Genomic DNA, 16,534 nt, shown 5'->3' on the forward strand with positions numbered 1-16,534 from the left:
GAAACAGAGCAAGAAAAGCGCCGACTAAAACGCAGTAAAGGCAAGCCACGGTTATTCACCTCAGATGACTTCCACTATGATGAATCAACGCAAACCTGCCGCTGCCCCGCAGGCAATGCCATGTGGCGAAGTGGTGTTAATGTAAACAGCCATAACCAACAATACACCCGATTTTGCGGTTACTTGAAAGATTGCAAAGTATGCCCACTACAACAGCAATGCATGCGAAAGCCACCGATAAAAACAGGGCGGCAAGTACAGTTTAAAAATAATGAATCACGCAAAAAGCTAAGCTACATCGACAAAATGAAGGTCAAAATAGACAGCCCAATGGGGCGACGGCAGCTTTTTATTGAAGGAATAGCAAACGACTAGGCAGTATAGAGCCTGCTTCCCTTTAAATAAACAGCGGAATATTACAGTAAACAAAGGCATGAATAAATTAACCTTACGGGGAAAAACGAAAGTGAATGCTTTTACTTCATTCTGCGGCAACTGTACTGCCTTGTTCATAACATAGAAAAGCTGCAAAACAGGCAGCATTAAAAAAGGGGAGCCTTTTTAAGCCGAAATATAGCCAATCAAGCACCTGCAATTCCCTCTAAAACAGCCATTAAAACAACCGCACATTCTCTTTTCCTATTTTTCGTAAACTAGCGATAACTGATTGAACCAAAATAGGAACTCGGCTATGGTTGATTCATTAATAAAAATAAATTTAAAACGAGTTAATCTACAGGCTCGTTAAATGCCCTAGGAGGTTTTGGTGAATTTTAAATGGATTTTTATTGCGACAGCATTTTTTGTATCTCAAGTAAATGCTATTGATGTGATTGCTTTATATAAAGAAGATCAAACAGTTCGTACTCACTTGCGGTCGCTTCCTAAAGATGAAGTTAGAAAATATATAACTGAGGTTATGCTCCCAGGAGATAAAGCTAGACTTTCGCAGGTTGAAAGCTTATTAAATAGCACGGATAGTTTATCCTCTGAAGAATACTTTGCGGCGGCTATGATAATGCAGCATGGTTCAGAACCAAAGCATTACAAAATGGCAATGGAGCTTTCAAAAAAATCAGCTTCGCTTGACCCAAATAATAAAAGCGCTAACTGGTTATCGTGTGCTGCTGAGGATAGATATCTTCTTAAAATTGGTAAATCTCAAGTATGGGGAACTCAATTAAATAGAAAAATGAATGCTGATGGAACACATGAAATTTACTATTTGGAAAATTTCAATAAAAATGCTCGTCCTGATGAACAAAGAAAATTGTGTGGCATCCCAACTCTGGCTGAAATTGAGTCCAGACTTGAGGCAATGGCAAAATTAACTGATAGAAATAAACAATACAGTTTATGGAAAACGGGCACTTAACAAGCTGTTAAATCAGGACAAATAACAGTTGGCTATTTGCTCCTGCGTCGCTTATTTTAGCCAACAATTATTTGCCCATTAACGAGGGCGTTAGCATGAAAGGAGTCAGCGTTTGGGAGCATTCTTTTTCCTCTATATTATTTTGATCATTTATGCTTTGCTCATTCGTTTTGCTTCAAGGCATGAAATACGCGCACAATGTGTCGGAAAAATATATAAGTTCCAAGCCGTTTCAGTTGTTTTAATTACATCTTTGGCTAGCGCATCCATCAGTTTTTTATTTGCACAGCATTTCGCTGATTGGCTGTATCAGTTTATTCCTGCTTTTATTGTGGCAGCTATAGTAGCAGTTGATAAACCTATTAAATTACAGTAACTTCATGCTAACACATATGAGCCTTATCTCTGTCAATAGGCACTAGTATTCTTTTTGACCGTTTCTATACAGTGACGGTCAATTCAAAATCAATAAACAAATTCGTTTACTTCGTCTGTCGATGCGGCTGTTAAGCAAGTAGCTTACGGCAAACACATATAGGGTGCGTTACGCAGTAATCTCTTATTGCGATCTCATCGCAGCCAGATTTTTTCCCATATCCTTTTGGGGTTGCTGGGGCACTACGACTAAATGGATTTAGAAGGTAGAGCGAAGCAGGATGCCAGAGCCGAGACATTCATCGGTTAACCTCATCATGGCACTATTCAAGGCGGCTGGTTTCATCATTATGATCCAGTTAGTTTAAGGCTCAAGTCAGGTGTAAGCGACTTTGTTTATTGTATTAATGCACGCGTACTGAGCGTCTAATCAAGGCAAGTGGCTCAGGCCTGTAGGCATATAATCAGGTTAAACCTTGTTGGCTATTAACTCACCCAATTGATTGATGCTCAGCCTTATATCCAGTTAGATGTTCAGCTCACTCAGTACCGTGACTAACCCTTTAAGAATTTTGCTTCATCGAATACAGTCTCTTTTTTAAGCATATAATAAACACAGCGACCCAGCTTATGTGCAAGCGCTGACAGTGCTTTGGCTTTGCTCATTCGCTTTTGTAGTTTTTCAAGGTATTTGTTGGCGTTGTGATTGTGGCGCAGCAGTAATACTGCGGCTTCGGAGAACGCCCATTTAAGATGTGCATTGCCAATTTTATTACCTTGGGTGCCATAGGTTTTGCCAGCAGACTCCGCTTTGCATTTGACTAATCGACTGTATGAAGCGAATTTTTGTACGCTTGAAAAGCGATTGATGTCACCAATTTCGTAAATGATGGTGAGTGCGAGAATGCGGCCTATACCATTAATTGTTTGCAAGATATTAAGGTGCACAGGATTATGCTGCTTAGCCATTTGTTCAATATAATGCTCTAAAGGCTTAAGCTCCTTGTGATAGCAATCAAGTATGGCCATATTTAAATTAATAGAGCGTTGCACAACGGGATCAGGGAAGTAATAGCGCATCTTCTCTCTATCGCAGACGTTCTTTAAATTAACGTTGTGGGCAGGTAAATTATACTGACTGGCAGTATTGGCAACATGGGCTTTTAAATCAGCGCCGTGGCGGACGATTTTAGTTCTGCGGCGGAGTAAATCACGCGTAGCACGCATATCTTTGTCATACACATAAGCAAGTGGGAAGTTCCCCCCACGGATGAGTTTGGCAATTTTATATGAATCTATTTTATCGTTTTTGGCTTTACCGCCATGAATCGCTTTCATATACAAAGCATGACCGAGAATAAAGTCGATAGTGTGTTCTTTACAAAAGTCAGCGACCCAATACCAGCAATGCATGCACTCTACGCCAACCACAATGTCACCGATATACGGTTTAAGTAGCTTTAGTAGTGCTTCTGGGTCATCTTTAATTTTCTTGTGAACAAGGATAAGTCCTGTATTATCAATGATACAGACGTAAAGTAATCGTGCGTGTAAATCGATTCCACAATAATATGGATGCATGTTATTGTAAAAGTTCATTGAGCTTTCTCCTGTAAGGTTGGTTGCCTTTTCAGCGTAGCGAATAATCGCGATGCTGGGGAGGAGGCTCAATGAGTATCAAGCCAAGTCAACGGGACAATTTTAAGCTGGCTCCCGTCGCTTCGCTCCTATTTTAGCCAGCTTAAACGTTGCCCCTGCTTGGGGCGTTAGGGTTCAAATCCACTCCACATAAATAAAGGAAAAATAGTGATTAAAAGTAGTATCTTAATTATTTTCGCAATTTTAATGTCTGGCTGTATGTCCACTTTCCATACAAAACCATATCTTACATATGAAAATAAAAACTATCCTCTTTCTGATACCTCTGTGTTTACGACCGATGGATTTGTGGGAAATTCAAATGGTCAAATATTGAGTGTAAATGGCGTAGAAACCAGTTGTTGGGAGGTGGGTTGTCCTATATGGGTAAGGGTTAAACCAGGAACAAATAAGTTTACGGTTAGACTAAGTGTTTATGATAATGGAATAGCTTCATATAAAGTAGGAGTTACTGAAGTTGTAATAAATGAGATGAAGGCCAAGCACGTATATAAAGCTAAGTTTGACATTGTGGATAGAGAATTTAAAACATCCATAGAAGACTTGGGTGAAAATTCTGAGTATGGAATTTACTTAGGATTAGAAGGGATCAACAAAAAGTTTTACCCAGTTGAATTCTAAATTAAACCCTAACAAGTTGCGTCAGTCGGATTCGTAAAATTGTCGCGCTTTTTGCTATTTACTTCGCCGAAAAAAATCCCGCCAACGTTACTCACCACTGCGCAAGGCGTTAGGTATAAACGAATGTTGCGAGTTTTATTAACTCTTATTCCACTTTTATTTTTATCGAGCTGTACAAATAAAATTTCTGTTGATTATAGCTCAGGTGAAATATCAGCAATTCCTAAATCGGCATCATATACTGGTTGGGTTTTAGATCACTGTAATAATGCAAACCCTATAGATTCTAAAGAATTGGATTGTATGCAGCATGGTGGTGAAATATATCTTGTAAATTTTATTAAACCGCTAAACATGAGTAATATTCCTATCAAAAATTTAGATACTATTTTAGTTGTACAACATGGGTTATTTATTGAGCCCGAAAATGGAAAAAGGTGGTGTTTTGAACTAACTAATTCATCACCTAGTTTATTTAAAGCGACGGGTATTCAATATCTAGCGGTAAATTACACGAGAAGTTGTGGTTAAAATTATACCTAACAACACGCCCTGAGGTGGACAGCAAAGGTAAAATAGGACAGGCACAATTTTTTTTGCAAAATTCATAGTATCAACCACTGTTGTTATATACAGTTAAACTACAGTTGATATTTTATGACTCGTGCAAGAAAAAAGCTGATTGATTTAGCATCCACATCTTATTATCACTTGATCTCACGATGTGTTAGGCGCGCATTTTTGTGTGGAGATGATAAATACACAGGTCAAAACTTTGATCATCGTCGGGAGTGGTTAGTAGAGCGGATAAAGTTATTAAGTAGCGTATTTGCCAGAGATATTGCCGCTTACGCAATTATGAGTAGTCACTACCACATTGTTGTGAATGTCAATAGGCGGCAAGCGCTTGATTGGTCTGATGATGAAGTAATTGAACGCTGGTATCAGCTTTATAACGGCCATATTTTAGTTGATCGCTACTTAAGTGGAGAGCAGTTAGATAAGGTAAGTTTAATCTTTTTCAATGAAATTATTGCAAAATGGCGAGAGCGACTCTATGACATCAGCTGGTATATGAAAAACCTCAACGAATACATTGCCCGCGAAGCGAATAAAGAAGATAACTGCACAGGCCGATTTTGGGAAGGACGCTACAAATCACAGGCATTATTAGATGAAACCGCAGTGCTTAGTTGCATGGCCTACGTTGACTTGAATCCTATCAGAGCAAACATCGCCGATACGCTTGAAGGCAGTGATTTCACCTCAATTCAAGAGCGCATAGCGCATTTTAAAGCCTTCACAAAATACACGGTCACAGCAAATAAACCCCTAAAACAAAAAGAGTCTATTCAGCATAAAAGTCAACCCGCAAAGCTCAAGCCATTTGGTGGCAACCACATAAAAAACACCATCCCTTTTGCCTTACTCGATTACATTGAATTAGTTGACTGGAGTGGTCGCCACATAGATCCAAAGAAAAAGGGCATATCAACAAGGTTGTGCCAAAAGTGCTCCTCACGTTGAATATAGAAGAAGCGCACTGGCTAGAATCAATTCAACGTTTTAGGCAGCAATATTCAAATTTTGCAGGCAGTAAACAACGGTTAAAGCAACAAGCCGCCACCAACGATGTAAAATGGTACAAAGGCGCAGGTTGAACAGCTAAACCTTAATTATTGATAAAAATTAAAAAATTCAATTTTTAGCTTATCTTTATGAACTAAAATCTCTTCCAAGCGACTCAATTCTTCACTTTGCAACAAGCCGTGCGAAAAAAATAATGATAAAGTTACCCATGACTGGGGAAAATTAATTTTTAGATAGATAAGATCAGCACTTAATTTTTGATAAAATTATATGCCTGTCCTTTTTTTGTTTTCCTAATCCAGCGCATAAAATAACTAATTATACCCATTATTTTGTCACTTTAATGATTGAATAGAACTAGGATAACAATGAAAGTATTTCTCAAAATTTTAGCGGTGTTATTTGGCCTTTTGCTTATCGTCATGATGTTAAAGAGTTGTGCCGTATTAGATTTGCCTCTTGCTGAACCTCTGAAACAAAAGCAGCCGACAGCTAATATTTTAATTAAAAATGTCAGCGTGGTAGATGCTCCAACTCAATCAGTTGTCCCCCACAAAAACGTATTGATAAAAGATGGATTCATTGTCGCTATCACAGACGCAAACGCAAACGTTGATAGTCCAATTGACACTCATATCGTCTCGGTAGACGGCACAGACAAGTATCTAATGCCGTCATTGTGGGATATGCATTCTCATTTAGCGTTCGATTTGGCTCCTCTTTTGGCTATGCCAATGTACTTGGCTCATGGCGTTACCAACCTTCGAGATATGCAGGGAGTTATGATCATAAATGCGCACCGACGAAAGTGGAAGGCGTCAATTGATAATGGCGAGTTATTAGGTCCTAAAATAATAGGGTTCGCAGGCGAGATTGTGGGCGACAGTTACGATGAAAGAGATGTTGAAGCAGTTGTTGAACGAACCTCTGACTTGCCGGACTCATTTGTGAAAATATATTCGGGGATATTACCGGATCGTTATTTTAAACTTGCAGAGGCAGCAAGACTAAAAGGTGTAAGCTTTGCCGGGCATTACCCTTTGGTCATTGACCCCGTTTTAGCTTCAAAAGCGGGTCAAAAGAGTTTTGAACACGCCCATTTGCTTATCGATAGCTCGTCTACACGCGCTGATGATCTCAGAGCGTATTACTTAGAATATTATACCTCGGATGATGGACTCACACGCAAGCGCCCGACAAAAACAGAGATGATTGATAGTTTTTCTAAACAAAAATTCGATAACTTGGTTGTCGAGATGGTAAAAAATGGAACCTATTTTACGCCGACTCACGGCACAAAATTTTATGAAGCATCGGTGTTTGATGAGTTTTATTTAAATGATGGAAAAAAAGATTATGTTCCATTTTTACTTGAATATATGTGGCAAGATGATACAGACGGAATGCGCGGCCAAGATCTGGAAATGTTACAGCGTTACTATCAACAAGGTTTGAAATTAACCGGATTAGCACATGAACAAGGGGTAAAGATTCTGACCGGCACTGACACTTTCGATCCATATTCTGTTCCGGGACTCAGCCTTCATGAAGAAATGAAACATTTGGTTGCTGCTGGATTGTCTACGGGGGAGTCTATTGTTGCTGCAACGTTAAATCCAGCGCTATACTTTGGTTTAGAAAAAACGCATGGCACAGTGGAGAAAGGAAAGGTTGCAGATATGTTGCTGCTTAATAATAACCCACTTGAAAATATTGAACATACAAAGGACATTCACGCGTTATTATTTAATGGTGCTATTTATCACCGAGACGAATTAAGTTTATACAAAGAATACGTGAAAGATAATGTAAGTGGTTTGTCTGGTGCAGCGATGTCATTAAAAATGTTTATCGGTTTAATTCGGGATAATAACCCCGAGGCGAGGCACAATGCTCATAAGCAAACCATTGAATAGTTATAATTATATAGGTTAATTCGCTAGTCTTTAAGTGGCTCATAGTAGGACCTAAATTAACAGTTAACCCACAATAGTTTGCTGACAAGCTCAAAGCTCTTGCTCAATGACGATGTTTGTAGAACTAGAGTTAGTTACAAGGCCGGGTTAAGTCAAAAAGGCTTGTAGTTGAGTGAATCGTGTAGACTGTTCTGCACAACTAAATCAGGACACTTTTCTAAGGGAACTTTGCTCATACTCGACTGGTGATAGATCACCATTAGATGTATGAAGCCGTTCTAAGTTGTAGTAGCGCATATACGCTGTCACATCATTTCTCATATGTTCACGAGTAGGTTGTGGCACTTTCAGCAACCAATCATGTTTTAAACTGCCGAAGAACCTTTCAACCACGGCATTACCCCAACACGCACCGACATCGCCCATGCTAGCTCTAATGCCATAGTTAGCTAACAGCTAACGATAATATTTGCTGGTATATTGTGAGCCTCTGTCGCTGTGAAATACTAATCTCTTGGGCGGTTGCCGTAAGTTATACGCTTTTATCATTGCTTTACTGACCAAGTCGGTCGTCATGCGTTTATCAATATGCCAACCAACAATACGACGAGAATATAAGTCCATAACAATGGCTAGATACATCCAGCCTTCGCCAGTTCTAAAGTATGTCACATCGCCAGCCCATACTTGATTAGGCGCAACAGGGTTAAAGTTTTGATTCAGTAAATTATCCGCAACAGCATCACTGTGCTTGCGCTTGGTTGTAACTTTATAAGCCACTCGCTGAGTAACCACTAAATTAAGCTTAGCCATCAGCTTCTGAGTACCATAGTCACTCACTTTTAATTCCTCTCTGCGTAATCTTTTTCGTAACTCTTGATAACCTCATCTATTTCGACTTTGCTTAAAAATCGTTTTGGCTCTTCGATACAGGTGAAGTTGCTCTGCCGTAATGATTTTGGCTGGCCGATTTAGCCAAGCATAATAAGCGCTGCGACTGAACCCCATTATTTTACAAAGCTTCACTATTGGAAAAACTGAAGATAGCTGTTTAATCGTTTGAAACGTTACTTGGTTTCCCTTAGCAGGAGGGAGCTGGCCTTTTTTAATATCTCTTCTTCCATCCTTAGCTCTTTAACTTCCTTGCGTAACTTGAGCAGTTCAGCACGTTCATCAGCATTTAAAGTAGTACCTAATTGTTCGGCCTCATACTTAGCTTTCCAGTTATAAAGTAGTTTATCTGTGATACCTAAAGAGCTAGCTGCTTTAGGAACGCTGTAACCTTGTTCAGTTACTAATGCCACAGCTTCTTGTTTAAATTCTGTTGTGTAAGTTCTGTTTGTTCGTTTTGTCATTTAACACCTCAATTATAGGATTATATTCCATTATTAAAGTGTCCTGTTTGATTAAAGCAGATCAATCAACTGTGCAAAAATTAGTGAGACATTTATGGCGGATGTTTTTTCCGATGTTTATGGCAACAGCAGCGTTTTTTCTGGGGCAGGCAAAATTATTTCCCAAAAGTCTACAATCGATTGAACTGTTAGTTATACCTGTATTATTTGTCATTATCTCAATGGTATATTGGTCTGCAAAAGTTGGGATGAAAAAAGCTGGCTTTAGATAAAAAAATACAAACAAGGCAAATACCTGATCAGGTTTGTACAACAAAGTGACACTTCTAATTCAATCAAGGAATAGCAAAACAATGAATAAAATAAAACTACTTTCTATAACAATGACGCTCTTTACTTTTTTCCTACCAGCGCTTAGCTATGCTGATGCATTAACAGGTAAAGAATACCAAGCCGTTGTAAAAACGGCCTACGACTATTTTAATGGCGCAGCCAATGGCGATCAGGCGCTTCTTGCTAACGCCTTTGATATGGAGTTCGGTGATGTGAAAATGATCACAGTTAATAAAGATACAGCAAAAGAGACCATTAAAACGGTTCCATTAAAAGCGTTTTCTAGCTACTTCACTAAAGCAACGAAAGATACGTGGGTAGCAAATATTCTGTCTGTTGATATCGTGGATGACAAAATGGCCATGGTAAAGCTTGATTTTGATACGCCCAAAACACACTACATTGACTACCTTGTCATGTATAAGCGTGAAAATGGCTGGCGAATTGTTAATAAAACATTTGTTGCAAAGAAAAAGTAACTTAAAGTCATCAAGTTGCTGATTTAAAATTAATTTTTGTTACTGTTGATAGTAACGAGAAGGAATCAAAAAAGTGGCAGAGGTGAGCTAGAAAAGCGCAATGTACGCATTATCAAAGTGTGATAAGGGTACTCCTAATCACAAAAGTAAACTGACTTAACGTTTGAAATTTTTTATTAAAGGAGATAATCATGAGTAGCGCAGCCATTGGTGGTGTTGTAGCCGTTATTATTGTTGTAATCATTGCGATAGCAGCATCAAAACGTAAAAAATAATCATTGGATACTAGATTTCCAATAAAAAATCCCCATTCGTAATGTGCGGGTTAGTAAGCACGATGGTGTGGCTGGGTTTTTCTAACTTTCAGCCGCTTTTTACCAATGTAAAATACGGACGTTTGTTGCCGCTTTTTTCGTATTAATCTAAAAAAATTATATCTATTTGGAACGCTAACCCTTGTGCTAACACATCTCAATCTACCGCTTGCTCTTGAAACACGCATTTTTCTTGTTGGTATTGCACCTTGCAACTGACTATACGACTTAAAATCGTTGTGCCACGGTTGACGTGTTGTTATTGGATTTCTGAGTGTGAACTAAAGCGTTTTAAAGTTAGATTCATTTCGCTGACAAACAAGCGTGAATGCTCAATGGTAACGATGTTGCTTCGTTAATATCAAAAGTAGTAAAACAAGCGGTATTAAAAAAGTAAGTCAATATCCTTTAAAATACTCCGCAGAGATACTCATAAAACTTCCTAATACAGCCATTAAAAATCACACATCTTCTTATATTTCAAAGTAAGCGATTGAATCAAAATAGGAACTCGGCTATGGTTGGCTCATTATTAAAAAATTTATAACGAGTTAATTTACAGGCTTGTTTGGCAACGTGGTATTCATAAAGGGGTGTTGAGTGAAGAAGGAAGTGCGGGTCGGTGTGGCTGCCGTTATTTTAAGAGATGGGCGTATATTACTTGGAGAGCGTATAGGCTCTCATGGCGCGCATACCTGGGCAACACCTGGTGGACACCTTGAGTTGGGTGAAAGTATCGAAGAATGTGCAAAACGCGAAACGTTTGAAGAAACAGGGTTAGTTGTGAACTCATTCAAGCATTTAGGTTTTACTAATGATATTTTTGAAAAAGAGAATAAGCATTATGTGACTTTATTTGTTGTAACGTCTTGTTCTATTGGTGACCCTCAGATAACAGAGCCTGAAAAATGTAAGCAGTGGAAGTGGTTCGATTTAGATGAACTCCCAACGCCTTTATTTCTTCCGTTGACTAACTTACTGAAAGACTCTGTAGACATTGGAAAATTTGCCTAAAGAAACTATGGCGTTATTAGCTCATTTTAAACGTTTGAAGCCTCTGAAAAAATAATACCGTCTCTAATATATCGGCTCGTTAGGTGCTTATGAAACTGATATTGATAATTCTATTGCTGTTTTTTTCTGCTAAAGTCTTTGCTGTTGAGCCTTGCAAAATCGTGCCTGAGGGAAAGCAAAGACGAGACGGCGTTTGTTCATATGAAGATGCTGCATTTAGGGCCCGCCACGTTTTTAGTTACATATTATCGTTAAAAAAGTATTGTGATAGTGCTACTCAAGAAGAGATCAAAAAGTGGCACCAACGTAACACGCTTTTAATAGAGAATGCGCTTATTATCGGCAAGCAACCATTACAAGCAATAATAAATAATACCGATGTGACGTTGTGGCAGTTAGAGAGCCGTGAGCGAATTAATGCGTCTTGCGCAGACGTTAAGCGTAAAATACATACTTCTTCCCCATCTTTATTTGGTGGTCGAGTTGGTGAGTATCTAAGCTCTTATGCGCCTAATCAGCCGTTCAATCAGGATCATTAACTGTTGTTTTTTATTCCCGGTATTTTTCTGTTTAAATAGGCCTAGAACCAGGGGAGTTATTCTTTTTTAATTTGATTATAGCTGGTGAAGCTATTCTATCGTTACGTTAGGTATTTTAAGGATATAGTGTGAAAGTTCACCTCGTTGTTGCACACCCAGAGCAGGGCTCATTTAATTTTGCTTTACATAAAACCGCAGTTGAAGTGTTGGAAAAGGAAAATTTTAAATTAACTATTTCAGATTTATATAAACAAAACTTCAACCCTGTTGCAGGGAGAAATGATACGACTCACTTTCCAGCCCACGATTTATTCCAATTAGCAAAAGCGCAAAGGTTAGCACTTTTGCATAATTCTTTTGAAAAGAGCATTAGCCAAGAGCAACAAAAATTAGCGTCATCTGATCTATTAATTTTTCAGTTTCCTCTATGGTGGTGGTCTTTTCCCAGTATATTGAAAGGGTGGATTGACCGTGTTTTATCCTCAGGCTTTGCTTATGGCAAAGATGCCACACTTGCGCCTAAAAAGATCATGTATTCAATTACAACGGGTGGTGCTAGCTCTGAAGAAGAATTGGCGTACTATCAACGTAAAATTGATGGATTATATCAAGATATATTTGGATTTATTGGGTGGCAGATATTACCTGCTTTTATCGCCCATGGCGTACAACAAAAAACAGACGATGAGCGGCAATTGCTACTCCAAAGTTACAAGGCGCATCTAGTTAAAAATGTTATTGCTTAAAGGGTAGTACTATCAATTGCCTAGCAGAAAATAAGTGAGTGTCATAAACAGCAGGGGGTCGTTTTTCAACCTTTAATTTAGAGGGGTAATTAGTTTTGTAATGGGTATATTCGTTACCGTATTTATCGCTGTATAGTTAAGATCGTTCTGTGTATTTTATTCGTTTGATTAGAGGCATTGGGTGAACACTTTCACTCTAAATACTTCACTGTAAGGATAATGAATGGAAGGCTTTTTGGCACTGCTTCAGCAATATGGCACTTTTGTGTATGTGTTACTTTTCGCCTATTGTGCTTTAAAAAGTGGCTGGTTACCTTTATTTGCAGGGTATGCTGCACATACCGGTGCACTTGACGTTAGTTTTGTTGCCTTATCCTCTTTTTTAGGGGGGTATTTAGGTGACGAATTACGTTTTGCTGCTGCTAAAAGGTATGGTGTTCGTTGGCTTGAAAAGCCAACAAAGATGGGCTTGTTATTTAAGAGAGCAAGTGAGCTTGCTAACCGCCATGGCACTGCGTACATGTTTTTATATCGTTACCCTAAAGGGCTGAGAACAATCGGTGCGCTGCCTGTTGGTTTAACGGGTATTTCTTGGCGGCGTTTTAGCGCACTAAATATGTGCTCTGCTGCGTTGTGGACCCTTATTTTAGTGGGAGGCGGTTATACGTTTGGTGCTACATTTGATGCCTTTGGTGTTGAAAACTTAACGGCAATTAGTCTTTTATTTTTATGTGTTTTTTTAGTCTCGTTATATCGGGTCTGGAATAACAGTTCAGCTGGTGGTAATCAGCAAAATAGATGAGCAGGGCTTTCTTATCAAATAGTTTAACGCTGTCATTTAAGTTTACGATTAGGCACTCGTTAATTGATATATCGGTGTCTGGTATAAACGGTCATTATTGCTTAACTTGCTAGGTTTAACTGCTTTGTGTCATTGGCCGCTTGCAGGTTGACCGCCTGTAATAGATTGGTTGACCCTACTGCTTGTGTTGGTGCTTGTTCTATATAATCAGGCGATTAAATCGCCTTTATATTGCTTGATATTCAATCCAATAAAGTCACTCAGTCAAGGTGCTTTGTATAAAATTTACTGTATGGATCGCGTTTATACTCTGCGAATGGGCCGCACTCAATAAAGCCATATTTTTTGTATAATGCTATCGCGGGGTTGAATGCTTCATTACTCCCTGTTTCAAGGCTGACAGATTTGTACCCTCTAGCCGTTGCCTCGGCAAGAAGCGCTTCTAGTATTGTAGAGGCAACCCCTTTTCGTAAAAAAGTATTGTCTGTTTTCATTGATTTTATTTCGCCGCAATGACGAGATAATTCTTTTAGTGCACCACACCCAGCCAAAACCCCCTTATCTCGCGCAGACCAAAAGGTCACTGATGGGTCGTTAAGTTTTTCTTGATCTAGTGCATGAATACTTTCCGGGGGGGAAAACTCATGCATTTGCTGTAAATGGGAATTTAAAAGTTGAGCAACGGCATTGTCGCTTAGGTTATCTATTATGATATCCATGTTCTATGATGGCTCCTAGAAGGCCAACTTCTCGCGAAGAGGTAAAGTTGGCTAAAATTATTGATGAACAAAGCACCCATCAACGGTTAGGTGCTCCTTTTTTTAATCACTTTGTAAGGTAAATTATTAATCTAAATACCGTCGCATTTGCGTAATTAATCCTTGGTTATTAAGCTCTAAGACAAGAATATTTCTTCCTTTGAAATGTTTTAATTTACCTTTTTTAAAATATTTAGAATCCTCATTAACAACGACAACAGCGGTATTTGTTCCTAAAATAACATCTTCTATTGTCTCTTTAACTGAAACCATTGAAGCACGTTTACTCATTAGCCCTTTTCGGAAGGTTTCTTTGCCAGTAAAAGAAACGCCGTATGCGATATGATGATCGGTAAAATCATCTGTAAAAAAGTTAAGATAAAATTCCAACTCTTTTGTATCCGCATCAGGTTGACGTGCACTTTCAGAAGCCGAAATAAATTGTTTAATCAAATCCGGTGAAGGACTCGCTTTTGCAGCAAAAGTGCATGCTAACGTTAATAAAATAACGATAATGGTAACTCGATTTTTATTCATTTTTCTCTCCATATAATAAGTAAAGTATTTGATCTATCGCTGGGCATTTACGTTAATAGTCAGTGGTGTTTTCCCTCGTTTAACAATGGGTTTTGTAGACCTTGAGTTGTTGTTTTTACGCGATAAACACACAATAAATATGCACTTAAGGTAATTTCAAACAAGGCGCCTGGTACTATCAAAATAAATGGGGTGGATACTTGCATAATTCCTAAAAAAGAATGGCTGGCAAATACACTATAAAAAACCACACCAGTGGTGGATAAGTAGTTAGGTAATAATGCTGAAATTCCAAGTAACCGAGCAAAACAAATACCTGCCACGGCCCAAATGAGCATACTTAGCGAATACAGTTGATTAAACACAACGGCTGCAGCTTGCTGCAGTTGCATAAATTCAGTCGGTTGATTTGTGTTATCTAAGGTTAGCCAAAGCGCATAAATGGGGTAGCCACTGGCTGCTAATACCAGCGTTGCTGATACAGCCAATACTAAATAAGCCTTGGTCAACAATGGATTAAACGAGGCTAAATAGCGATACATGATTATTGGTAAAGCGACATTTGCAATGGTGTGAACCACTGAAATTAGTACAATAGCGACGAGTAACTCATAACGGCCCGCAACTAAGTCTTCAAATTTTACGTTATCACCTAAGAACTGATTCACTAATGCACTTCCAATGCCATAGGATAAAAACGTCATGATGAAGCAGCCGCCAAAAAGCCGAGCACGAAAAGTGGATAAATTTACTTTCATGCTATAGCTTCCTTGCGATTTTGGTTGCGGAAGATAAATCTGATTTAAAATGCATTTCAAATTCGTGTTGTTGATTTTTTACAATAGTGAAATGAGCCAATGAGCCCTGATAAAAAAAGCTATTTTCCGACATGGCGAATACTTTGACTTCTTTACTGCCAGTGCGTTGTGTATAAAGCTCACCATTGCGTTTGAAAACCTTTCTCGTTTGGTTATCATTTATTTGATATGTGCCCAATAATTCATCTATTGAGGTGGGCAAGCGTGTTAGTTTTTTAAAGCTTGGGATGGTTTGATTTAATGCGTTTGCCAACATCACGTGTGACAATTTAAATGGGTTACACTGATTAAAATTACAAAGCACCGATACCAATATTCCCTGCTCAGGTAAATAAACAACGTTATGGCGAAAGCCAAATAAGTGGCCGCCATGTGTAAAGGTTTGATGCTCACCAAATTGGCCCAAAGCAATACCTAAACCATACCGAGTCAATGAGCCATCATTAAGCTTAACGGCTGAAAACATTGTTTTTAAGCTTTGCTTGTTAAGCACGTCTCCCTTAGCTAAGGCATTAAACCATTTATGTAAATCTGTTGAAGAGGAATAAATAGCACCGGCTGCATGACCCCAGCTCATGTCAAACTGAACGCCATTTATTACGTGCTCATCAGTTATCGAATATCCATCGACACGCCCTGGGATGATCTGGGCTTGCTTATAGTAGGTATTGTTTAATTTAAGTGGCGTAAAAAATGCGCTCTGCAAAAATTCACCATAGGTTTGTCCGCTTACATCCTCAATAATTTTACCCAGTAAAATATACCCTGTGTTTGAGTACGTCATGCGTTCTCCAGGCGCAGACGTCATTGCAAATTCAGCGGTCTTCTCAAGCAGTTTTTCCAGTGAAATAGAGCGTGCTATTTCAGTGTCAAAGTTGTCCATGTTTCTGGCATAGTCTGCTAGGCCTGCGGTATGGGTTAATAATTGCGTCAAGGTAATTTGATGCTCACCTGTCGGGTAGTCTGGAAGGTATTTAGCAAGATTATCATCCAATGATAATTTTCCTTGCTCAGCCAATAGCAAAATAGCGGCCGCGGTAAATTGCTTTGTGATAGACGCAATGGGAAACACACTATGCTCATCAAGTGGAATTGCATGTTCTAAGTTGGCAAACCCGTTAGCGCCACTAAATACCGTTTGCCCATGTTTACTAATAAGTACACTCGCACCGGGCATATTTTTATGTTGTGCGGTGCCCAAAAATTCAGCGAGCAATGTGTGGTATTGAGTGCTATTAGCCTTTGCCTTGCAGCATATGCTAATAGCTAAGACCATCATCAATTTAAGCATCATTTTCATTGT

General features: G+C 38.9%; 17 protein-coding genes and 2 pseudogenes. 13 read left to right on the forward strand and 6 right to left on the reverse strand.

The window, feature by feature from the left end; translation table 11 throughout:
• From ATS75_RS19395 to ATS75_RS19405, 3 genes are all read left to right on the forward strand, one after another.
• Positions 1-375: transposase (locus tag ATS75_RS19395; RefSeq protein WP_235591215.1), on the forward strand; the 375-nt coding region annotated here is incomplete at its 5' end.
• A gap of 391 nt (positions 376-766) precedes the next feature.
• On the forward strand, positions 767-1,375 hold the full coding sequence (locus tag ATS75_RS19400; protein ID WP_058562069.1) for a hypothetical protein: 609 nt from the start codon (positions 767-769) through the stop codon (positions 1,373-1,375).
• Between the two features lie 112 nt (positions 1,376-1,487).
• Complete coding sequence (locus ATS75_RS19405; RefSeq protein WP_058562070.1) at positions 1,488-1,751, forward strand: hypothetical protein; 264 nt, start codon at positions 1,488-1,490, stop codon at positions 1,749-1,751.
• A 554-nt stretch (positions 1,752-2,305) separates the two neighbouring features.
• Here ATS75_RS19405 and ATS75_RS19410 read toward each other — a convergent pair.
• Positions 2,306-3,349 (reverse strand): IS110 family transposase, encoded by a 1,044-nt coding sequence (locus tag ATS75_RS19410; protein ID WP_058562071.1) that lies wholly within the window; start codon positions 3,347-3,349, stop codon positions 2,306-2,308.
• 207 nt (positions 3,350-3,556) lie between these two features.
• On the opposite strand from ATS75_RS19410, the gene ATS75_RS19415 reads away from it, so the two are divergent.
• From ATS75_RS19415 to ATS75_RS19430, 4 genes and pseudogenes are all read left to right on the forward strand, one after another.
• The gene (locus ATS75_RS19415; RefSeq protein WP_058562072.1) at positions 3,557-4,030 is read left to right on the forward strand and encodes a hypothetical protein; all 474 of its coding nucleotides are present in this window, start codon (positions 3,557-3,559) and stop codon (positions 4,028-4,030) included.
• A 123-nt stretch (positions 4,031-4,153) separates the two neighbouring features.
• On the forward strand, positions 4,154-4,561 hold the full coding sequence (locus ATS75_RS19420; protein WP_058562073.1) for a hypothetical protein: 408 nt from the start codon (positions 4,154-4,156) through the stop codon (positions 4,559-4,561).
• A gap of 126 nt (positions 4,562-4,687) precedes the next feature.
• Positions 4,688-5,691: pseudogene (locus ATS75_RS19425) on the forward strand (alpha-amylase family glycosyl hydrolase).
• Between the two features lie 297 nt (positions 5,692-5,988).
• On the forward strand, positions 5,989-7,536 hold the full coding sequence (locus ATS75_RS19430) for an amidohydrolase family protein (RefSeq protein WP_058562074.1): 1,548 nt from the start codon (positions 5,989-5,991) through the stop codon (positions 7,534-7,536).
• Between the two features lie 204 nt (positions 7,537-7,740).
• Here ATS75_RS19430 and ATS75_RS20250 read toward each other — a convergent pair.
• A pseudogene (locus tag ATS75_RS20250) lies at positions 7,741-8,891 on the reverse strand (IS3 family transposase).
• Positions 8,892-8,938: 47 nt separating this feature from the next.
• Here ATS75_RS20250 and ATS75_RS19445 point away from each other — a divergent pair.
• The 6 genes from ATS75_RS19445 (at position 8,939) to ATS75_RS19470 (ending at position 13,118) form a co-directional block, all read left to right on the forward strand.
• Entirely contained in the window at positions 8,939-9,163 is a 225-nt protein-coding gene (locus ATS75_RS19445) for a hypothetical protein (protein ID WP_058562076.1), read from the forward strand.
• Positions 9,164-9,244: 81 nt separating this feature from the next.
• On the forward strand, positions 9,245-9,703 hold the full coding sequence (locus tag ATS75_RS19450; protein ID WP_058562077.1) for a nuclear transport factor 2 family protein: 459 nt from the start codon (positions 9,245-9,247) through the stop codon (positions 9,701-9,703).
• Between the two features lie 914 nt (positions 9,704-10,617).
• A complete protein-coding gene (locus ATS75_RS19455; protein ID WP_058562078.1) occupies positions 10,618-11,031 on the forward strand; it encodes a nucleotide triphosphate diphosphatase NUDT15 in 414 nt (137 codons plus the stop codon).
• An 89-nt stretch (positions 11,032-11,120) separates the two neighbouring features.
• Positions 11,121-11,570 (forward strand): hypothetical protein, encoded by a 450-nt coding sequence (locus tag ATS75_RS19460; protein ID WP_058562079.1) that lies wholly within the window; start codon positions 11,121-11,123, stop codon positions 11,568-11,570.
• A gap of 128 nt (positions 11,571-11,698) precedes the next feature.
• A complete protein-coding gene (locus ATS75_RS19465; protein ID WP_058562080.1) occupies positions 11,699-12,316 on the forward strand; it encodes an NAD(P)H-dependent oxidoreductase in 618 nt (205 codons plus the stop codon).
• 223 nt (positions 12,317-12,539) lie between these two features.
• Positions 12,540-13,118 (forward strand): DedA family protein, encoded by a 579-nt coding sequence (locus tag ATS75_RS19470; RefSeq protein ID WP_058562081.1) that lies wholly within the window; start codon positions 12,540-12,542, stop codon positions 13,116-13,118.
• A 260-nt stretch (positions 13,119-13,378) separates the two neighbouring features.
• Here ATS75_RS19470 and ATS75_RS19475 read toward each other — a convergent pair whose 3' ends face one another.
• The 4 genes from ATS75_RS19475 to ATS75_RS19490 all read right to left on the reverse strand — a co-directional run bounded on the left by ATS75_RS19475 (position 13,379) and on the right by ATS75_RS19490 (position 16,531).
• Positions 13,379-13,837, reverse strand: coding sequence for a GNAT family N-acetyltransferase (locus ATS75_RS19475; protein WP_058562082.1), 459 nt, complete (start codon positions 13,835-13,837; stop codon positions 13,379-13,381).
• Between the two features lie 126 nt (positions 13,838-13,963).
• The gene (locus ATS75_RS19480; protein ID WP_058562083.1) at positions 13,964-14,413 is read right to left on the reverse strand and encodes a nuclear transport factor 2 family protein; all 450 of its coding nucleotides are present in this window, start codon (positions 14,411-14,413) and stop codon (positions 13,964-13,966) included.
• A gap of 59 nt (positions 14,414-14,472) precedes the next feature.
• On the reverse strand, positions 14,473-15,171 hold the full coding sequence (locus tag ATS75_RS19485; protein WP_058562084.1) for a DUF4386 family protein: 699 nt from the start codon (positions 15,169-15,171) through the stop codon (positions 14,473-14,475).
• Position 15,172: 1 nt separating this feature from the next.
• Positions 15,173-16,531, reverse strand: a complete 1,359-nt coding sequence (locus ATS75_RS19490; RefSeq protein WP_058562085.1) for a serine hydrolase domain-containing protein — start codon at positions 16,529-16,531, stop codon at positions 15,173-15,175.
• Positions 16,532-16,534 lie beyond the last annotated feature (3 nt).

The sequence above is a fragment of the Pseudoalteromonas sp. H105 genome (assembly GCF_001469215.1).
Classification (GTDB): domain Bacteria; phylum Pseudomonadota; class Gammaproteobacteria; order Enterobacterales; family Alteromonadaceae; genus Pseudoalteromonas.

What these genes read in the sequence shown, in the direction of transcription:
- ATS75_RS19410 (WP_058562071.1), bottom strand. Translation starts at nt 3,349, where the DNA reads ATGAACTTTTACAATAACATGCATCCATATTATTGTGGAATCGATTTA.
- ATS75_RS19420 (WP_058562073.1), top strand. Translation starts at nt 4,154, where the DNA reads ATGTTGCGAGTTTTATTAACTCTTATTCCACTTTTATTTTTATCGAGC.
- ATS75_RS19430 (WP_058562074.1), top strand. Translation starts at nt 5,989, where the DNA reads ATGAAAGTATTTCTCAAAATTTTAGCGGTGTTATTTGGCCTTTTGCTT.
- ATS75_RS19450 (WP_058562077.1), top strand. Translation starts at nt 9,245, where the DNA reads ATGAATAAAATAAAACTACTTTCTATAACAATGACGCTCTTTACTTTT.
- ATS75_RS19460 (WP_058562079.1), top strand. Translation starts at nt 11,121, where the DNA reads ATGAAACTGATATTGATAATTCTATTGCTGTTTTTTTCTGCTAAAGTC.
- ATS75_RS19470 (WP_058562081.1), top strand. Translation starts at nt 12,540, where the DNA reads ATGGAAGGCTTTTTGGCACTGCTTCAGCAATATGGCACTTTTGTGTAT.
- ATS75_RS19475 (WP_058562082.1), bottom strand. Translation starts at nt 13,837, where the DNA reads ATGGATATCATAATAGATAACCTAAGCGACAATGCCGTTGCTCAACTT.
- ATS75_RS19480 (WP_058562083.1), bottom strand. Translation starts at nt 14,413, where the DNA reads ATGAATAAAAATCGAGTTACCATTATCGTTATTTTATTAACGTTAGCA.
- ATS75_RS19485 (WP_058562084.1), bottom strand. Translation starts at nt 15,171, where the DNA reads ATGAAAGTAAATTTATCCACTTTTCGTGCTCGGCTTTTTGGCGGCTGC.
- ATS75_RS19490 (WP_058562085.1), bottom strand. Translation starts at nt 16,531, where the DNA reads ATGAAAATGATGCTTAAATTGATGATGGTCTTAGCTATTAGCATATGC.